Below are 16,049 nucleotides of genomic sequence, written 5' to 3'. Positions count from 1 at the left end.
CGCGAGGGCTGGGGGCGGGGCGGCTCCTTGGTGCCGTCCCGGTCGGCGGAGTCCCGTCCGGCGGAGTCCCTGCCGCCGGCCAGGGCCAGCAGCCGGGTCCGGGGCGGCGGGGCGGCGGGCAGCCGCCGGCGCAGCGCACGCGCGGCGACGGCCTGGGCGTGCTCCAGCAGGGCCGCCGCGACCGGGTTGGCGCGCAGGGCGCGCAGGGCGGCGAGGTCGTCCGGTGTGGGCTCGTAGCCGGCGGCCAGGGCGTCCTGGAGCAGCTCCAGGTAGCCGGAGAGGCTGCCCGGCAGGGCGCTGCGGTAGCGCGCGAGGTCGGCGAGGAGGAACGTTCTGAGCCGGCCCGCCTCCTGGACCGCTTCGTCCACCGACTGTGCGAGGCGCAGGCAGTCCTGCACTTCGGGTGCCGTCAGGGGGGCCGTGGAGGACTGGAGGGCATGGGCGAGGGTGCGCCTGAGTACGCGCAGCTCGGCGGCGCTGAACGCCATGCCGCCGCGGGATCCGTAGGGCGTGGGCATGCGCCGAAGATACGCGCTAATCGGACAAAATCCCCTGATCGCCGTGATTCCGGCGCGGCGGCGCGGCCGCGGGCGGGCGGCGGGTCAGCCGCGCTCCTTCACGGCGCGCAGGAAGTCGGCCCAGGCGGCCTGCGTGGTGGCCAGGACGAGATGCGCCGGGTCGGCCCGGTCGGCCACGCGGACGAGGTGCCCGGGGGTGGAGAGCACGTAGACGCAGGCCTCCCCCTCTCCGCAGTACGAGGACTTCTGCCACGCGGCTTCAGCGGTCATGGTGTCTCTCCTCCGATGGACGGGCTGGTGCTCTCGTGAGGGGACGGTAACCCCGCGGGGCCCTCCGGTCGGCCACTTCGGCCGAATCCGGTGCGTCGCGCCCCGGCGTGCCGGTTGCGGCAGCGGAGGGCGGGCCCACCCCCGGAGCGGGCTGCGGAAAGGCGTTCCGCGGGCCGGCCCGGCCGGCGCCGGGACAGCCCGGGACGGCCCGGAACGGCCCGAAGATGGCCGGAACCGGCCTGGGCGCTACAGGCGTGCGAGGAACGCGGCGACGGCCTCGGCGGCGTCCCGGCCGGTCCAGGCCAGGCCGGGCTCGGCGACCGTCACCTCCGTCACCGCCAGGCCCGGCACGGGCGCCGGCTCCCAGCGGCGGAACAGGACGGTGCCCGTCTCCTCCGCCAGCCGGATGCCGGCGTCCGTCAGGCGGTCCGCCTCGTACGGCAGCCAGACCTGGAACTGGTGGGTGTGCGGCACCTCCGGGTGGATCCGGAACCAGGGCGTCCCTGCGGTCCGGAAGCCGTCCCGCAGTCCCTGCGCCACCACGCGCGCGTGCCCGACGTACGAGGGGAGCCGCGGCAGCTCCCGCTCCAGGCCGGCCAGGGCCGACAGTGCCTGCGGGAACTGGCGGAAGACCTGGCCGCCGTACCGGTGGCGCCACACCTTCGCCTCGGCGACCAGGGCGGACGGGCCCGCGAGCGCCGCCCCGCTGAGCCCGCCCAGCGACTTGTAGAAGGACACGTACACCGAGTCGGCCAGGGCCGCGATCTCCGGCAGGGACCGGCCGAGGCGGGTCGTGGCCTCCCACAGCCGGGCCCCGTCGAAGTGGACGACCGCGTCCCGCTCCCGGGCCGCGCCGACGAGCTCCTCCAGCTCCTCCCAGGACGGCAGCAGGAAGCCCGCCTCGCGCAGCGGGAGCTCCAGCATCAGCGTGCCGAAGGGCTCGGCGAGGTCGGCGACCTCCTCGGCGGTGGGCTGGCGGGGCTCCCGGGTGGGGTGCACCGTGCGCAGGCCCGACACCAGGGACAGGGCGCCGCCCTCCCACAGCTCGGGGTGGCTCATCGGGTGCAGGGCGACGACCGGGTTCCCGGTGCGGCCCGCCCAGCAGCGCAGGGCGATCTGCTGGGCCATCGTGCCCGAGGGGAAGAAGGCGGCCTCCTCCGTGCCGAGGAGTTCGGCGACCCGCTCCTCCAGAGCGGCCACGACCCCGTCGCCGTAGACGTCGGCGGGCTCGTCGGGGTCGGGTGCGGCCAGTCCGGCGAGAAGCTCGCCGACCGTCGTCTCCCGCGCGCCGCCCCACAGTTTGCGCCCGGCCGAGCGCCCCGCCGCGACCAGCCGGTTCGTCCGCTCGATGTCATCGGTCATGGCCCAGATCATCGCCGATCGCCCCTGGCGCCCAGGGGCTAGCATGGCGGCGTATCGTCCGGTACCCCCGCGGACTGGAACGGAAGGCCCGCCCCGCGTGAACGCACCCCATCAGACGGAACCCCGGGATCCGTCCGCCCGACCTGCCCGGCTGACCGTCGGCGTCGTCGGGGCCGGCCGGGTCGGCCCGGCCCTGGCCCGCGCCCTGCAGCAGGCGGGGCACCGCCCGGTCGCCGTCTCCGGCGTCTCGGACGCCTCCCGCCGCCGTGCCGAGCGGATGCTGCCCGACGTGCCGCTCGTGCCGCCCGCGCAGGTGCTGGAGCTGGCCGACCTGGTGCTGCTGACCGTGCCCGACGACGCCCTGCCCGGCCTCGTACAGGGCCTCGCCGACACCGGCGCGGTCCGGCCCGGGCAGCTGCTCGTGCACACGTCGGGGCGGTACGGGGCCTCCGTCCTGGACCCGGCCCGCCGGGCGGGCGCGCTGCCGCTGGCCCTGCACCCCGCGATGACGTTCACCGGCACCGAGGTCGACGTGCAGCGGCTCGCGGGCTGTCCCTTCGGCGTCACCGCCCCCGACGAGCTGCGGCTCGCGGCGGAGGCCCTGGTCATCGAGATGGGCGGGGAGCCCGAGTGGGTCGCGGAGGCGAACCGCCCGCTGTACCACGCCGCCCTCGCCCTCGGCGCGAACCACCTGGTCACGCTGGTGGCCCAGGCCATGGAGCTGCTGGCCAAGGCCGGCGTGGAGCACCCCGACCGGATGCTCGGCCCGCTGCTCGGCGCGGCCCTGGACAACGCCCTGCGCTCGGGGGACGCCGCGCTGACCGGGCCGGTGGCCCGCGGCGACGCCGGGACGGTCGCCGCGCACGTGGCGGAGCTGCGCCGGCACGCCCCGGGGACGCTCTCCGGCTACCTGGCGATGGCCCGGACGACCGCGGACCGGGCCCTGGCCCACGGGCTGCTCAGGCCCGAGCTCGCCGAGGACCTGCTGGTGGTCCTCGCGGACGGCGCCGGCGCGGATGCCGGTCCGGGCGGGCGAGACCTGAACGGCACCGAGGGACCCGAAGGGGGCGACGGCCGGTGAGCCACGACCTGTTGCTGATCGACACCGCGGAGAAGCTCGCGGAGCTGCCGCGCGCCGGCTCCGGTCCGCGCGCGGTCGTCATGACGATGGGAGCCCTCCACGAGGGGCACGCCACCCTGATCCGGTCGGCTCGGGAGCAGGCCGGGCCCGAGGGCCAGGTCGTCGTGACGGTCTTCGTCAACCCGCTGCAGTTCGGGGCGAACGAGGACCTCGACCGCTACCCGCGCACGCTCGACGCCGACCTGGAGCTGGCCCGCGGGGCGGGCGCCGACGCCGTGTTCGCCCCGGCCGTCGAGGAGGTCTACCCCGGCGGGGACCCCCAGGTGCGGATCAGCGCCGGCCCGATGGGCACCCGCCTGGAGGGCGCCACCCGGCCCGGGCACTTCGACGGCATGCTGACCGTCGTCGCCAAGCTGCTCCACCTGACCCGCCCCGACCTGGCGCTGTTCGGCCAGAAGGACGCGCAGCAGCTGGCGCTGATCCGGCGGATGGTGACCGACCTGAACTTCCCCGTCGAGGTGGTCGGCGTACCGACCGTCCGCGAGGAGGACGGGCTCGCGCTGTCCTCCCGCAACCGCTATCTCTCCGCCCCCGAGCGGCGCACCGCCCTGGCCCTGTCCCGGGCCCTGTTCGCGGGCCGCGACCGGCTCGCCGCGCAGGCCGCGCTGCGCGCCCGCGCCGAGGCGGCGCCCGCCAGCGACGAGCGGGCCACGGCCCTGGCCCGGCTGGGCGAGATCCGGGCCTCGGCCGACGCGCACGCCGTGTCGTCCGCGGCCGCCGCGGCGGGCACCGGTCTGCCGGACGCCGTCCGGGCCGCGTCCCGGCACATCCTGGAGGAGGCGGGCCGGCACGAGCCGCCGCTGGTCCTGGACTACCTGGCCCTGGTGGACCCGCAGGACTTCACCGACGTCGGCCCCGGCTTCACCGGCCGGGCCGTGCTGGCCGTCGCCGCGAAGGTCGGCACGACCCGGCTGATCGACAACATCCCATTGGAGTTCGGAGCACACTCGTGAGCACCCCAGGCACAGGCCCCGCCGGTACCGGCATACGGCTGCACGCGCCCGCCCCCGGCTGGGCCGTCGAGGCCGACGTCGTGGTCGTCGGCTCGGGCGTGGCGGGTCTGACGGCCGCGCTGCGCTGCGCCGCCGCGGGCCGCCGTACCGTTGTGGTCACCAAGGCCCGGCTCGACGACGGCTCCACCCGCTGGGCGCAGGGCGGGATCGCCGCCGCGCTCGGCGAGGGCGACACCCCCGAGCAGCACCTGGACGACACCCTGGTCGCGGGCGCCGGCCTGTGCGACGAGGACGCCGTCCGGCTACTGGTCACCGAGGGGCCCGACGCGGTGCGCCGGCTGATCGCCTCCGGTGCCGTCTTCGACAGGTCCGCGGAGACCGGGGAGATCGCGCTGACCCGCGAGGGCGGCCACCACCGGCGGCGGATCGCGCACGCGGGCGGCGACGCCACCGGAGCCGAGATCTCCCGCGCGCTGGTCGAGGCCGTGCACGCGGCCGGCATCGAGACCGTCGAGAACGCACTGGTCCTGGACCTGCTGCAGGACGCCGAGGGCCGCACGGCCGGCGTCACCCTGCACGTCATGGGCGAGGGCCAGCACGACGGGGTCGGCGCCGTCCACGCGCCCGCCGTGATCCTCGCGACCGGCGGCATGGGCCAGGTGTTCTCCGCCACCACCAACCCCTCGGTGTCCACCGGCGACGGGGTGGCGCTCGCGCTGCGCGCCGGAGCCGAGGTCTCCGACCTGGAGTTCGTCCAGTTCCACCCCACCGTGCTGTACCTGGGTCCGGACGCCGAGGGCCAGCAGCCGCTGGTGTCGGAGGCGGTCCGCGGCGAGGGCGCGTACCTGGTCGACGCGGACGGCGTCCGCTTCATGGCCGGCGCGCACGAGCTGGCCGAGCTGGCCCCCCGCGACATCGTCGCCAAGGGCATCATGCGCCGCATGCAGGAGCAGGGCGCGCAGCACATGTACCTGGACGCCCGGCACTTCGGCGCCGAGATGTGGGAGCAGCGCTTCCCGACGATCCTGGCCGCCTGCCGGGCCCACGGCATCGACCCGGTGACCGAGCCCGTCCCGGTCGCGCCCGCCGCGCACTACGCGTCCGGCGGCGTCCGCACCGACCTGTCCGGCCGCACCACCGTGCCCGGCCTGTACGCGTGCGGCGAGGTCGCCTGCACGGGTGTGCACGGCGCGAACCGGCTGGCCTCCAACTCGCTGCTGGAGGGGCTGGTCTTCGCCGAGCGGATCGCCGACGACATCGTGGCGAGCGCCCCGGCGGGCGGCGGCCCGGTCGTGCCGGTCCCCTCGACGGGCCCGCTGCAGCCCGCCGAGGCCCGCCACGAGGTCCAGCGCATCATGACGGAGGGCGCGGGCGTGCTCCGCTCCGCGGAGTCCCTGCGGGCGGCGGCCGCCGCTCTGGAGGACCTGTACGCCACCGCGCTCACCGCCCTGGAGACGAACGGCAAGACGGCCGTGCCGGGCACCGACACCTGGGAGGCCACGAACCTGCTGTGCGTGGCCCGCGTCCTGGTCGCCGCCGCGCTGCGGCGCGAGGAGACCCGCGGCTGCCACTGGCGCGAGGACTTCCCCGACCGCGACGACGCCGCCTGGCGCCGCCATCTCGTCGTCAGGCTGTCCCGCACCGAGAAGCGGGCCCTCGTCGTCATCCCCACCGACTCCGCGGACCTCCCGTCCGTACAGCACCCCTTGAGCCAGGAGCAGGCATCGTGAGCACCCCCGAACTCCCCCTGATCGAGCAGAACGAAGGCGGCTGCGGCGACGGCTGCGGCTGCGGCGACGGCGAGGAGAGCGGCCTGGACCCGGCGCTCGCCGGGCTGTTGGCCGAGGCGGGCCTCGACCCCGTCGAGGTCGAGGACATCGCCCACATGGCGCTGGCCGAGGACCTCGACGGCGGCGAGGACGTCACCACCGTCGCGACCGTGCCCGAGGACGCCGAGGCCGTCGCCGACTTCGTCGCCCGCGAGGACGGCGTCGTGGCCGGGCTGCGCGTCGCCGAGGCGGTCTTGTCCGTCGCGTGCACCGAGGCCTTCGAGGTCGAGCGGCACGCCGAGGACGGCGACACCGTGAAGAAGGGCGAGGTGCTGCTGTCGGTGCGGGCCCTGACGCGGGACCTGCTGACCGCCGAGCGCAGCGCGCTGAACATCCTGTGCCGGCTGTCGGGGATCGCGACGGCCACCCGCCGCTGGGCGGACGTCCTGGAGGGCACCGGCGCCAAGGTCCGCGACACCCGCAAGACCACGCCGGGCCTGCGCTCGCTGGAGAAGTACGCGGTGCGCTGCGGCGGCGGCGTGAACCACCGCATGTCCCTGTCGGACGCGGCGCTGGTCAAGGACAACCACGTCGTCGCCGCCGGCGGGGTCGCGGAAGCGTTCAGGGCCGTGCGCGAGGCGTTCCCGGAGGTGCCGATCGAGGTCGAGGTCGACACCCTGCACCAGGCGCGCGAGGTCATGGACGCCGGGGCCGACCTGATCCTCCTCGACAACTTCACGCCGATGGAGACTGAGGAGGCCGTGATCCTGAACAGGGAGCACAACAAGGGCCGGGCCGTCCTGGAGTCCTCCGGCCGGCTGACCCTGGAGAACGCGCGTGCGTACGCCGAGACGGGCGTGGACTTCCTGGCCGTCGGCGCGCTGACGCACTCCTCGCCCATCCTGGACATCGGGCTCGACCTGCGCGCGGCGGTGTGACCGGTGCTGCTCACCATCGACGTCGGCAACACCCACACCGTGCTCGGACTGTTCGACGGTGACGAGATCGTCGAGCACTGGCGCATCTCCACCGACCCGCGCCGCACGGCCGACGAGATGGCCGTCCTGATGCAGGGCCTGATGGGCATGCACCCGATGCTCGGCAGCGAGCTGGGCGACGGCATCCACGGCATCGCGATCTGTTCGACGGTCCCGTCGGTGCTGCACGAGCTCCGCGAGGTGACGCGCCGCTACTACGGCGATGTCCCCGCGGTGCTCGTCGAGCCGGGCATCAAGACGGGCGTGCCGATCCTGATGGACAACCCGAAGGAGGTCGGCGCGGACCGCATCATCAACGCGGTCGCGGCCGTCGACCTCTACGGGGGCCCGGCGATCGTCGTCGACTTCGGTACGGCGACCACCTTCGACGCGGTGTCCGCGAAGGGCGAGTACGTCGGCGGTGTGATCGCCCCGGGCATAGAGATCTCGATGGAGGCCCTGGGCGTACGCGGCGCCCAGCTCCGCAAGATCGAGCTGGCCCGGCCGCGGCACGTGATCGGCAAGTCCACGGTCGAGGCGATGCAGTCGGGCGTGGTGTACGGATTCGCGGGCCAGGTCGACGGGGTCGTCACCCGCATGGCCCGGGAACTGGCCGGCCCGCACGGCGATCCGGACGACGTCCGGGTCATCGCCACGGGCGGGCTGGCACCGATGGTGCTCGGCGAGTCGTCGGTGATCGACGACCACGAGCCGTGGCTGACCCTGATCGGGCTGCGCCTGGTCTACGAGCGCAACGCGCCGAACTTCTCCTGAGCCGGTCGGGGGCCGGGGACGGCTCAGCAGGGCCGGGGACGGCCCAGCAGGCGGCGGAGGGCGGCCCGCCACGGGTGGTGGGCCGCCCGGCCGTCCAGTACGGCCCGGAACTGCACGTAGCCCCGGGCCGCCCGCACCACGGCGAGGTCGTCGCGGCCCGGCGGCGGAGGCATGGGGGCGTCCTGCCGGGACGCCCGGTACGTGTCGACGAGGTACTGCTCGATCGCTGTCATACCTCCACCCTGAACCCTCCCGGGCCAGGCTGCTCGTCGATTGACGCCGCTGGTCAATCGACGCTCTGGCCAGCGGCGCAGCTTGCACTGCCGCCCTCCGGGAGACAGTCGGCGGCCCTGCGCCGCGCCGGTTTCCGCGGCACGCCCGGATCGGGGCCGGCGGCGGCCACAATGGGCCGATGAGCGTGACCATCGACATCGCCGGGCTCCCCGAGGAGCACATCGCCTTCGCCCCCTCGCCGCTCGCCGAACTCTGCATGGCCCTGCACGCGCTCTCGCAGCCCGCCCACCACCCCGGGCTCGCCTCCTGGACCGCGGCCACCGCCGCCGGGCTCGACCCCTGCCTCGCGGACCGGCTGCTGGAGGGCGACTTCATGTGGCGCTCCTCCTTCTCCGACGTCTTCATGGCCTTCGCCGGCATCCCCGGCGGCACCGGGCGGCCCTCCGCGACCCTGGCCGAGGAGCTCGACGTACTCGACAAGCTGGACGACGAGCGGTTCGTGATGGCCGCCCTGGAGCACTGCTGGCTGGCGCTGTACAACGAGGGCGGCGGCCCCTCCCCGCTGACCGACGCCCGCGCCCGGGCCCGGGTGCTGGAGACGGCCGCCGCCCGCGGGCCCGGCCGGCTGGAGTTCTCGCTGCGGCTGCTGGACGACACCGCCGGCGTACGGGTCTGGATGCGCAGGCTCCTGGAGGACTGCGACGAGGCCTTCTTCGCCGAGACCTGGCGGCGGATAGAGCCCGAGCAGATCGCGGACGCCCGGCACAAGACCGAGGTGCTGCGCCGCAGGGGGCTGCCCGCCGCACTGCAGGAGGTCTCCGCCGCGCTGAGCGTCGACGAGGCCCGCACCACCATCACCGTGGACAAGATGCTCAACGGCACGGCGACCGCGACCGATCCGGAGACGGGCTCCGGCCTCGTCTTCGTCCCGACGCACTTCGGCTGGCCGCACCTGCTCGTGCTGCACGCCCCCGGCTGGCGGCCGGTGGTCCACTACCCGGTCCGCAACCCCGGACTGCCGTCCCCCGGTTCGGTGGAGCTGCTCCAGCGGCGGATGGAGGCACTGGCCCACCCGATGCGGATGCTGCTGTGCCGGAGCCTGGCCCGCGCGCCGTACACGACGAGCGAGCTGGCGACCGTACTCGGGATCACCCCGCCGGAGGTGTCGCGGCACCTGTCCGCCCTGAAGAAGGCGGGACTGCTCCATACGCGGCGTCAGGGCCGATATGCCCAGCACCAGTTGGACCTGGGTGCCGTCGCCCGGATCGGACCCGACTTCATCGAGGGCGTCCTGCGCTAGCGGTGGCCGGTTTCTGCCTGCGCAGATGCACCGATATACGGAATTCACAAACCGGAATCAGTGAAAACACTGGCCAGATCCGCCTCCTCGTCTATAACGTGCGTCCACCACTCCCCCCACGTACCGCGCATTGCCGTCCGTCTGTCTGCTCGCACCTGTCGTGGAAGGACCTTCATGCCCTCACGCCGTATAGCCGCAGCGACCGCCGCCCTGGCCGCCGCAACCCTCGTCTCGCCGCTGCTCCTGGCCGGCCCGGCCGGCGCCACCGGCCCGCAGAGCGACGCAGCCCGGGCGGACGCACTGGCCAGGAAGCTGGTCAAGGACTCGACCGGCAAAGGCGCCTACAACCACCTGAAGGTCTTCCAGTCCATCGCCGACTACAACAACGGCACCCGCGTGGCCGGCTCCAAGGGCCACGTGCAGTCCGCCCAGTACGTCGAAGCGGTGCTGAAGAACGCCGGGTACAAGGTCTCGCGCAACGAGTTCGAGTTCACCTACGTCGAGACCATCGCCGAGACCCTGAAGGTCAACGGCGCGGGCGGCCGCGACGTGCCGATCCACCTGATGACGTACACCGCGAGCGGCCCCGAGTCCGGCGTCACGGCCCAGATCGCTCCGGCGCCCGTCGACGCCGACGGCACCAACGGCTGCGAGCCGGGCGACTTCGCCGCGGGCGCCTTCACCGGCAAGATCGCCCTGATCAAGCGCGGCGGCTGCACCTTCGCCGCCAAGCAGACCAACGCGGCCGCGGCCGGCGCCGTCGGCGCGATCATCTACAACAACACCGACGGCGCCCTCAACGGCACCCTCGGCGACCCGGCCGTCGGAAAGATCCCGACCGGCGGCATCACCCAGGCCGAGGGCCAGCGCCTCGCCGCCGACGCCGCGGCCGGCCCGGTCGAGGTCACCCTGGACATCCGCGAACTGCGGGAGCAGCGCAAGACGTTCAACGTCGTCGCGGAGACGCAGGGAGGCGACGAGAACAACACGGTCTTCCTCGGCGCCCACCTGGACTCGGTCGCGGGCGGGCCGGGCATCAACGACAACGGCTCGGGCTCCGCCGGCATCCTCCAGGTCGCGCAGCGCCTCGCGGGCGACCAGAAGAAGATCAAGAACAAGGTGAAGTTCGCCTGGTGGTCGGCCGAGGAGTTCGGCCTGCTCGGCTCCGAGGCGTACGTCGGCGGCCTGACCGAGGCGCAGAAGAAGCAGATCAAGCTGTACCTGAACTTCGACATGATCGGCTCGCCGAACCCGGCCTACTTCGTCTACGACGGCGACAACTCGGACGGCGTCGGCGCCGGTCCGGGCCCGGAGGGCTCCGCCCAGCTGGAGCGGGGGATCACCGACTTCCTCGACTCGAAGGGCATCCCGCACGAGGGCACCGACTTCGACGGCCGCTCGGACTACGGCCCGTTCATCGAGGTCGGCATCCCGTCGGGCGGCACCTTCACCGGCGCCGAGGGCATCAAGACCGCGGCGCAGGCGGCGAAGTTCGGCGGGGAGGCCGGCAAGGCGTACGACCCGAACTACCACGCCAAGGGCGACGACCTGACGAACATCGACCAGAAGGCGCTGGACATCAACGTGGACGTCATCGCGAACGCGGTGGGCCACTACGCCCACGACCTGGCGCCGCTGTCGAAGCCGGTGGTCTCGCAGCCGACGGGCGGCGGCGCGGGCAGCGGCGGCCTCCACGCCGGCCACGGCAGCGAGGTGACCGAGTAACCGGGTGACCGGGTGACGGTCGCCCGCGGGCGAACGGAGGGGCCGGCGCTGCCGGCCCCTCCGGCGCGTCTCAGCCCGGCCAGGCGGCCACCCCGACCGGCTGCACCAGCCAGCCGAAGTCGCCCAGCCCGCCGCGGGCGGTGAGCTCGGCCGCCTCCCCCGCCGCAGCCAGGGCACGGACGTAGCCCGCCGGGTCCGCGGAGGCCAGCGCGAGCGGCGGCCGGGCGCCGGAGACGCCGAGCGCGGCCAGCGCCTCCCGCTGGGTCAGCAGCACCGCGCCCGGCCCGGCGCAGGAGTCCAGGGCCACGTGGGCGGTGACGTCGCAGCTGCCGTCCGGGACCGGGGCCACCTCCCGGCCCTCCCGGAAGCCGGTCAGCGTCCCGTACGCCGGCCGCGTCCCGCGGGTGTGGGCATAGTCCACGGCCACCGCCAGCCCCCGCTCCAGGGCCGAGACGGCCGCGGCCCAGGCCTCGTCCCGCGGCCGCCCGATCTCGGCGCGGCCGGGCCCCGGCCACCACCGCTCCAGCCAGGCCCGGTCGGCGGCGTCCACCGCCGGGCCGAGGCTCTCGGTGCCGTCGGGCGCGACCAGCACGTAGTGCCCGTCCTGCGCGACGTCCAGGGGGACGTTGTCCAGCCACTCGTTGGCGAACAGCAGCCCCGCGGCCCCGGCCGGCGGCTCTGCCACCCACCGGATCCGCGGGTCCAGGCCCTGCGGCCGCTCCGCCTTCTCCACCGCGTACGGGCGCACCCGCGCGGCCACCGGTTCCGGCAGCGCGGCGAGCACCCCGGCCAGCAGCTCCCCGCGGCCTGCCCCGACGTCGACCAGGTCCAGCCCCTCCGGGCGGCCGAGCTGCTCGTCCACCCGGCACAGCAGCCGGGCCACGGCCCCCGCGTACAGCGGGGAGGCGTGCACGGAGGTGCGGAAGTGCCCGGCGGGGCCCGGGCCGCCGGGGCGGACGTAGAAGCCGCCGGGCCCGTACAGCGCGGCTTCCATCGCCGCGCGCCAGCCGACCGGACCCCTGAGTTCGCCCTGAATGCCCATCCCCTCCACGTTAAGCTCGGCCTCCACCTTGCGGAGTACGCCCCCGCGCCGCGGATCGCACCTGTGGTTGACTCCAGCACCTATCTTCTTTGCCTACTCTGGGTTACGTGCAGCGCCTCTACGACTTCCTCCGCAGACACCCGACGGGCGTCGACACCTTCTGGGCTGTCCTCCTGTCCGGGATCGCCATGCTGGGGGTCGCCGACAGCGGCGCAGACACCGCCGCCAAGCTGGTCGCCGTCCCCTCGGTGATCGCGATGGGCGTCGTCGTCGCCCTGCGCCGCAGGTGGACGCGGCAGATGTTCTGGCTGGCCGTCGGCACCGGCGCCTACCAGTTGTCGGCCGGCGTCGAGTCCCACGTCGCGGACTTCGGCATGCTGGTCGTCCTGTACACCGTCGCCGCCTCGGCCGAGCTCCCGCGCACGCTGTCGCGGGTCGCGCTCGGCCTCGGGCTGGCCGCCTCCCCGCTGTACGCGCTGCGCTTCCCCGTCGACAAGGGAAACAGCGCCAGCAACGTCATGTTCGTCCTGTTCGCCATGGTCCCGTTCGCCCTCGCCTGGGTGCTCGGGGACTCCCTGCGCACCCGCCGCGCCTACTACGCCCAGCTCGTCGAGCGGAACCAGCGGCTGGAGAAGGAGCGCGAGGCCCAGGCCAAGGTGGCCGTCGCCGCCGAGCGCGCCCGGATCGCCCGCGAGCTGCACGACGTCGTCGCGCACAACGTGTCGGTGATGGTGGTGCAGGCGGACGGGGCCGCGTACGTCATGGACGTGGCGCCGGAACAGGCCAAGGAGGCCCTGCAGACCATCTCCGGCACGGGCCGGCAGGCGCTGGCGGAGATGCGCCGCCTGCTGGGCGTGCTGCGCACCGGGGAGCCGCAGGAGTCCGAGGACTACGTGCCGCAGCCGGACGTCGAGCAGATCGAGGTCCTCGTCGAACAGGTGCGGGCCGCCGGCCTCACCGTGGACTTCGAGGTCGAGGGCACACCGCGCAAGCTGCCGAGCGGTGTCGAGCTGACCGCGTACCGGATCGTGCAGGAGGCGCTGACGAACACGCGCAAGCACGGCGGCCCCGACGCGAAGGCGAGCGTCCGGCTGGTCTACTTCGACGACGGGCTCGGCCTGCTCGTCGAGGACGACGGCCGGGGTGCGGCCCACGAGCTGTACGAGGACGGCGGCGCCGACGGCGCCGGGCACGGGATGATCGGCATGCGCGAGCGGGTCGGCATGGTCGGCGGCACCCTCGACGCGGGCCCGCGCCCCGGCGGCGGCTTCCGCATCAGCGCGCTGCTGCCGCTGAAGAAGGGCTGACGGGCCGCCACCGGTCCGGCGGGCCGGGCCGCTGCCGCCGCTGCGTATGCTCACCGTATGACTGCCTTTGATGCGCCCACGCCGGCGAATTCCGTAAGGGTCATGCTCGTCGACGACCAGGTTCTGCTGCGCACGGGCTTCCGCATGGTGCTCGCCGCCCAGCCGGACATGGAGGTGGTGGCCGAGGCCGGCGACGGCCTGGAGGCGCTGGAGGTGCTGCGGTCCACGAAGGTGGACGTGGTGCTGATGGACGTGCGCATGCCCCGGCTGGACGGGGTCGAGGCCACCCGGCGGATCTGCGAGCGTCCCGAGCACCCCAAGGTGATCATCCTGACCACCTTCGACCTGGACGAGTACGCCTTCTCCGGGCTGAAGGCGGGCGCGAGCGGCTTCATGCTCAAGGACGTCCCGCCGGCGGAGCTGCTGGCCGCGATCCGCTCGGTGCACAGCGGTGACGCGGTGGTGGCCCCCTCGACGACCCGGCGCCTGCTGGACCGGTTCGCGCCCATGCTGCCGACCGGCCCCCAGGAGCCGCAGAACAAGGAGATCGAGCGGCTGACCGAGCGCGAGCGGGAGGTCATGCTGCTGGTCGCCCAGGGGCTGTCGAACGGTGAGATCGCGGGCCGGCTGGTGCTGTCGGAGGCCACGGTCAAGACGCACGTGGGCCGCATCCTGACCAAGCTGAGCCTGCGCGACCGGGTGCAGGTCGTCGTCCTCGCGTACGAGTCCGGCCTGGTCCGGGCGGGCGGCGGGGCCGGGCCCGCGTAAGGTCCGCCCGCACGGCCGTCCCCGCCCTGCGCACGGCTTCCCCGCACGGCCGTCCCCGGCCGGTCGTCCCCGCACGGCCGCCCCTGCCGGGGCTCAGGTCATCCAGCGGTCCGGGCGTGCGTCCGCGCGGGAGGTGCGCGAACGGTCCGCCTGCGCTTCCAGCAGCGCCGCGGCCTCGTCCGCGGCCCGCACCCGGGCCGTGACCGTGGTGTTCGCGCCGGTGTCCACGCAGACGTCGGCCACACCGCGGGCCCGCTCCCACGGGCCCTGGATCAGCCGGACGCTCTGCACCTTCGCGTGCGGGACCAGCTCCGTACGGCGGCACAGCCGCCCGCTCCGGGCCGCGAACACCTCCCCGGAGACGGCCAGCGCGTACCCCTTCCACCACACCGGGACCACCCAGCGCGCCCGGTCCCCCGGGGAGGGGCGGAAGTCCAGGGCGTCCGGGTCCACACCCGGCAGGACCCGGGCGATCAACGCCCCGGCGGCGGCCCGGGAGGCCACCGGGATCAGGACGCCGTTCTTCGAGCCGGCCACGGACAGCTCCACCCGGACCCAGCCGCGCCGCCGCCACAGCAGCGGCTCGACGATCCGCAGCGACTGCACCCGCCCCGGCGGCACGGTCTCGTGGGCCCGGTCCAGCAGCCCGCGGTCGATGCGCAGCCCGTCAGGGGACTCGGCGACCCGCCAGTCGTACTCCTCCTGGAAGCGGCCGGCCGTGGCCGCCCAGATGCCGCCGAGGATCGGCACCAGCGTGCCGAGGGTCGCCCAGACGCTGTCGCTGAACCACCAGACGGCCAGCGGCGCGGCCACCACGGCCAGTACGGCGACCCAGGTGCCGAGGTTGAGCGCGAGCGACACCGCGAGGTCGCGGGGCCGCACCCGCAACAGCTCCTGCTGCGGGGCCTCGCCCACCGCCGCCGCCTCCGCGGGGGCGAAGCCGGCCGCCCGGGCCAGCAGCTCGGCCCGCAGCTCCACTGCCTCGCGCTCGTCGAGGAAGGCCAGCTCGTCCTTGGACTCGGTGCCGATCACGTCGAGCCGGAGCTTGGCGACCCCGGCGATCCGGGCCAGCAGCGGGCGGGTGACGTCCACGGCCTGGATCCGGTCCAGCCGGATGTGGGCGGTGCGCCGGAAGACCAGGCCGCTGCGGATGCGCAGCTCGGTGTCGGTGACCGAGTAGTGGGTGAACCACCAGCTCAGGAAGCCGTAGACGCCGAAGACGACGACGAGGACGGCGATCACCACGGCCCGCACGGCAGGGGTGAGGTCCTCGATCCACTCGGCCAGCCGCTCGCCCTGCTGAGCCACCACGCCGGCGGTGGCTGCGATGGGCACCCAGGCGCGGCGCAGCGGGGTGAGCACGTGCAGCCGCCGCTCGGCGGCCGGTCCGGGCGCCGCGGGAACGGCGGTGGGAACGGCAGCGGGCACGGCGGAGGCGGGGTCGGAGACGACGGGCCCGGTCTCCGCGGACTCGGCGGTCACAGGCCCGCCGACCTTGCCTCGCCCAGCTCCGTGAGCCGGTCCCGCAGCCGCTCGGCGTCCGCCGGCAGCAGGCCGGGGATCTTGGCGTCGGTCGCCGCGGCCGCCGTGTGCAGCTGGACGGAGGCCAGCCCGAAGCGGCGTTCCAGCGGCCCCGAGGTCACCTCGACCAGCTGCATCCGCCCGTACGGGACCACGATCTGCCCCTGCCAGAGCACGCCCCGGCTGATCAGCAGGTCGTCGGCCCGCTCGGCGTAGCGCCAGGACCGCCAGTTGCGTTCGAGCAGCCCCCACCCCCAGGCCAGGACCACGAGCCACAACGCCCCCGCCGCCGCCCAGACCGGGCCGGCCAGGAGCCACAGCAGCAGGGCGGTCACGCCCGCCAGCAGCAGCATCCACATCACCAGCAGCAGCCTCCGCACCGTGAGAA

General features: G+C 74.6%; 16 protein-coding genes. 9 read left to right on the top strand and 7 right to left on the bottom strand.

Annotation, left to right across the window (positions count from 1 at the left end):
- From HYE82_RS23230 to HYE82_RS23220, 3 genes are all read right to left on the bottom strand, one after another.
- Nucleotides 1-518: hypothetical protein (locus HYE82_RS23230; RefSeq protein WP_179176077.1), on the bottom strand; the 518-nt coding region annotated here is incomplete at its 3' end.
- 84 nt (nt 519-602) lie between these two features.
- Complete coding sequence (locus HYE82_RS23225; protein ID WP_179176076.1) at nt 603-788, bottom strand: DUF397 domain-containing protein; 186 nt, start codon at nt 786-788, stop codon at nt 603-605.
- Between the two features lie 246 nt (nt 789-1,034).
- The gene (locus tag HYE82_RS23220; RefSeq protein ID WP_179176075.1) at nt 1,035-2,150 is read right to left on the bottom strand and encodes a low specificity L-threonine aldolase; all 1,116 of its coding nucleotides are present in this window, start codon (nt 2,148-2,150) and stop codon (nt 1,035-1,037) included.
- Nucleotides 2,151-2,247: 97 nt separating this feature from the next.
- Here HYE82_RS23220 and HYE82_RS23215 point away from each other — a divergent pair, with 97 nt between their 5' ends.
- Genes HYE82_RS23215 through HYE82_RS23195 form a run of 5 tightly spaced genes read left to right on the top strand, consistent with a single transcriptional unit; the run spans nt 2,248 to nt 7,764 of the window.
- Nucleotides 2,248-3,231, top strand: a complete 984-nt coding sequence (locus tag HYE82_RS23215; protein WP_179176074.1) for a Rossmann-like and DUF2520 domain-containing protein — start codon at nt 2,248-2,250, stop codon at nt 3,229-3,231.
- A gap of 11 nt (nt 3,232-3,242) precedes the next feature.
- A complete protein-coding gene (gene panC / locus HYE82_RS23210) occupies nt 3,243-4,244 on the top strand; it encodes a pantoate--beta-alanine ligase (protein WP_256987577.1) in 1,002 nt (333 codons plus the stop codon).
- The gene (locus HYE82_RS23205) at nt 4,241-5,974 is read left to right on the top strand and encodes an L-aspartate oxidase (protein ID WP_179176072.1); all 1,734 of its coding nucleotides are present in this window, start codon (nt 4,241-4,243) and stop codon (nt 5,972-5,974) included. Before panC ends, HYE82_RS23205 begins: the two co-directional genes overlap by 4 nt.
- Nucleotides 5,971-6,951, top strand: coding sequence for a carboxylating nicotinate-nucleotide diphosphorylase (nadC, locus tag HYE82_RS23200; RefSeq protein ID WP_179176071.1), 981 nt, complete (start codon nt 5,971-5,973; stop codon nt 6,949-6,951). Before HYE82_RS23205 ends, nadC begins: the two co-directional genes overlap by 4 nt.
- A 3-nt stretch (nt 6,952-6,954) precedes the next feature.
- Nucleotides 6,955-7,764, top strand: coding sequence for a type III pantothenate kinase (locus tag HYE82_RS23195; RefSeq protein ID WP_179176070.1), 810 nt, complete (start codon nt 6,955-6,957; stop codon nt 7,762-7,764).
- Between the two features lie 23 nt (nt 7,765-7,787).
- Here the strand turns inward: HYE82_RS23195 and HYE82_RS23190 are convergent, their stop codons facing one another.
- Entirely contained in the window at nt 7,788-7,997 is a 210-nt protein-coding gene (locus tag HYE82_RS23190) for a hypothetical protein (protein ID WP_179176069.1), read from the bottom strand.
- A 185-nt stretch (nt 7,998-8,182) separates the two neighbouring features.
- Here HYE82_RS23190 and HYE82_RS23185 point away from each other — a divergent pair, with 185 nt between their 5' ends.
- Nucleotides 8,183-9,298: a DUF5937 family protein gene (locus HYE82_RS23185; RefSeq protein WP_179176078.1), complete on the top strand. Its 1,116-nt coding sequence runs from the start codon at nt 8,183-8,185 to the stop codon at nt 9,296-9,298.
- Nucleotides 9,299-9,472: 174 nt separating this feature from the next.
- On the top strand, nt 9,473-11,023 hold the full coding sequence (locus HYE82_RS23180) for a M28 family metallopeptidase (RefSeq protein ID WP_179176068.1): 1,551 nt from the start codon (nt 9,473-9,475) through the stop codon (nt 11,021-11,023).
- Nucleotides 11,024-11,093: 70 nt separating this feature from the next.
- Here the strand turns inward: HYE82_RS23180 and HYE82_RS23175 are convergent, their stop codons facing one another.
- Nucleotides 11,094-12,065, bottom strand: coding sequence for an SAM-dependent methyltransferase (locus HYE82_RS23175; RefSeq protein WP_179176067.1), 972 nt, complete (start codon nt 12,063-12,065; stop codon nt 11,094-11,096).
- Between the two features lie 107 nt (nt 12,066-12,172).
- On the opposite strand from HYE82_RS23175, the gene HYE82_RS23170 reads away from it, so the two are divergent.
- Nucleotides 12,173-13,372 (top strand): sensor histidine kinase, encoded by a 1,200-nt coding sequence (locus HYE82_RS23170; RefSeq protein WP_179176066.1) that lies wholly within the window; start codon nt 12,173-12,175, stop codon nt 13,370-13,372.
- 57 nt (nt 13,373-13,429) lie between these two features.
- Nucleotides 13,430-14,140, top strand: coding sequence for a response regulator transcription factor (locus tag HYE82_RS23165; RefSeq protein WP_179176065.1), 711 nt, complete (start codon nt 13,430-13,432; stop codon nt 14,138-14,140).
- Between the two features lie 93 nt (nt 14,141-14,233).
- On the opposite strand, the gene HYE82_RS23160 is transcribed toward HYE82_RS23165, so the two are convergent.
- Both HYE82_RS23160 and HYE82_RS23155 read right to left on the bottom strand, forming a co-directional pair.
- Complete coding sequence (locus HYE82_RS23160) at nt 14,234-15,568, bottom strand: PH domain-containing protein (RefSeq protein WP_309144422.1); 1,335 nt, start codon at nt 15,566-15,568, stop codon at nt 14,234-14,236.
- A gap of 50 nt (nt 15,569-15,618) precedes the next feature.
- The coding region (locus HYE82_RS23155; protein ID WP_179176063.1) for a PH domain-containing protein at nt 15,619-16,049 on the bottom strand (431 nt) is incomplete at its 5' end.

It is taken from the genome of Streptomyces sp. BR123 (genome assembly GCF_013401435.1).
In the GTDB taxonomy this organism is placed as follows: Bacteria; Actinomycetota; Actinomycetes; order Streptomycetales; family Streptomycetaceae; genus Streptomyces.
The sequence above is the reverse complement of the archived record's forward strand: the minus strand, read 5'-3'. Positions and strand labels throughout refer to the sequence as shown.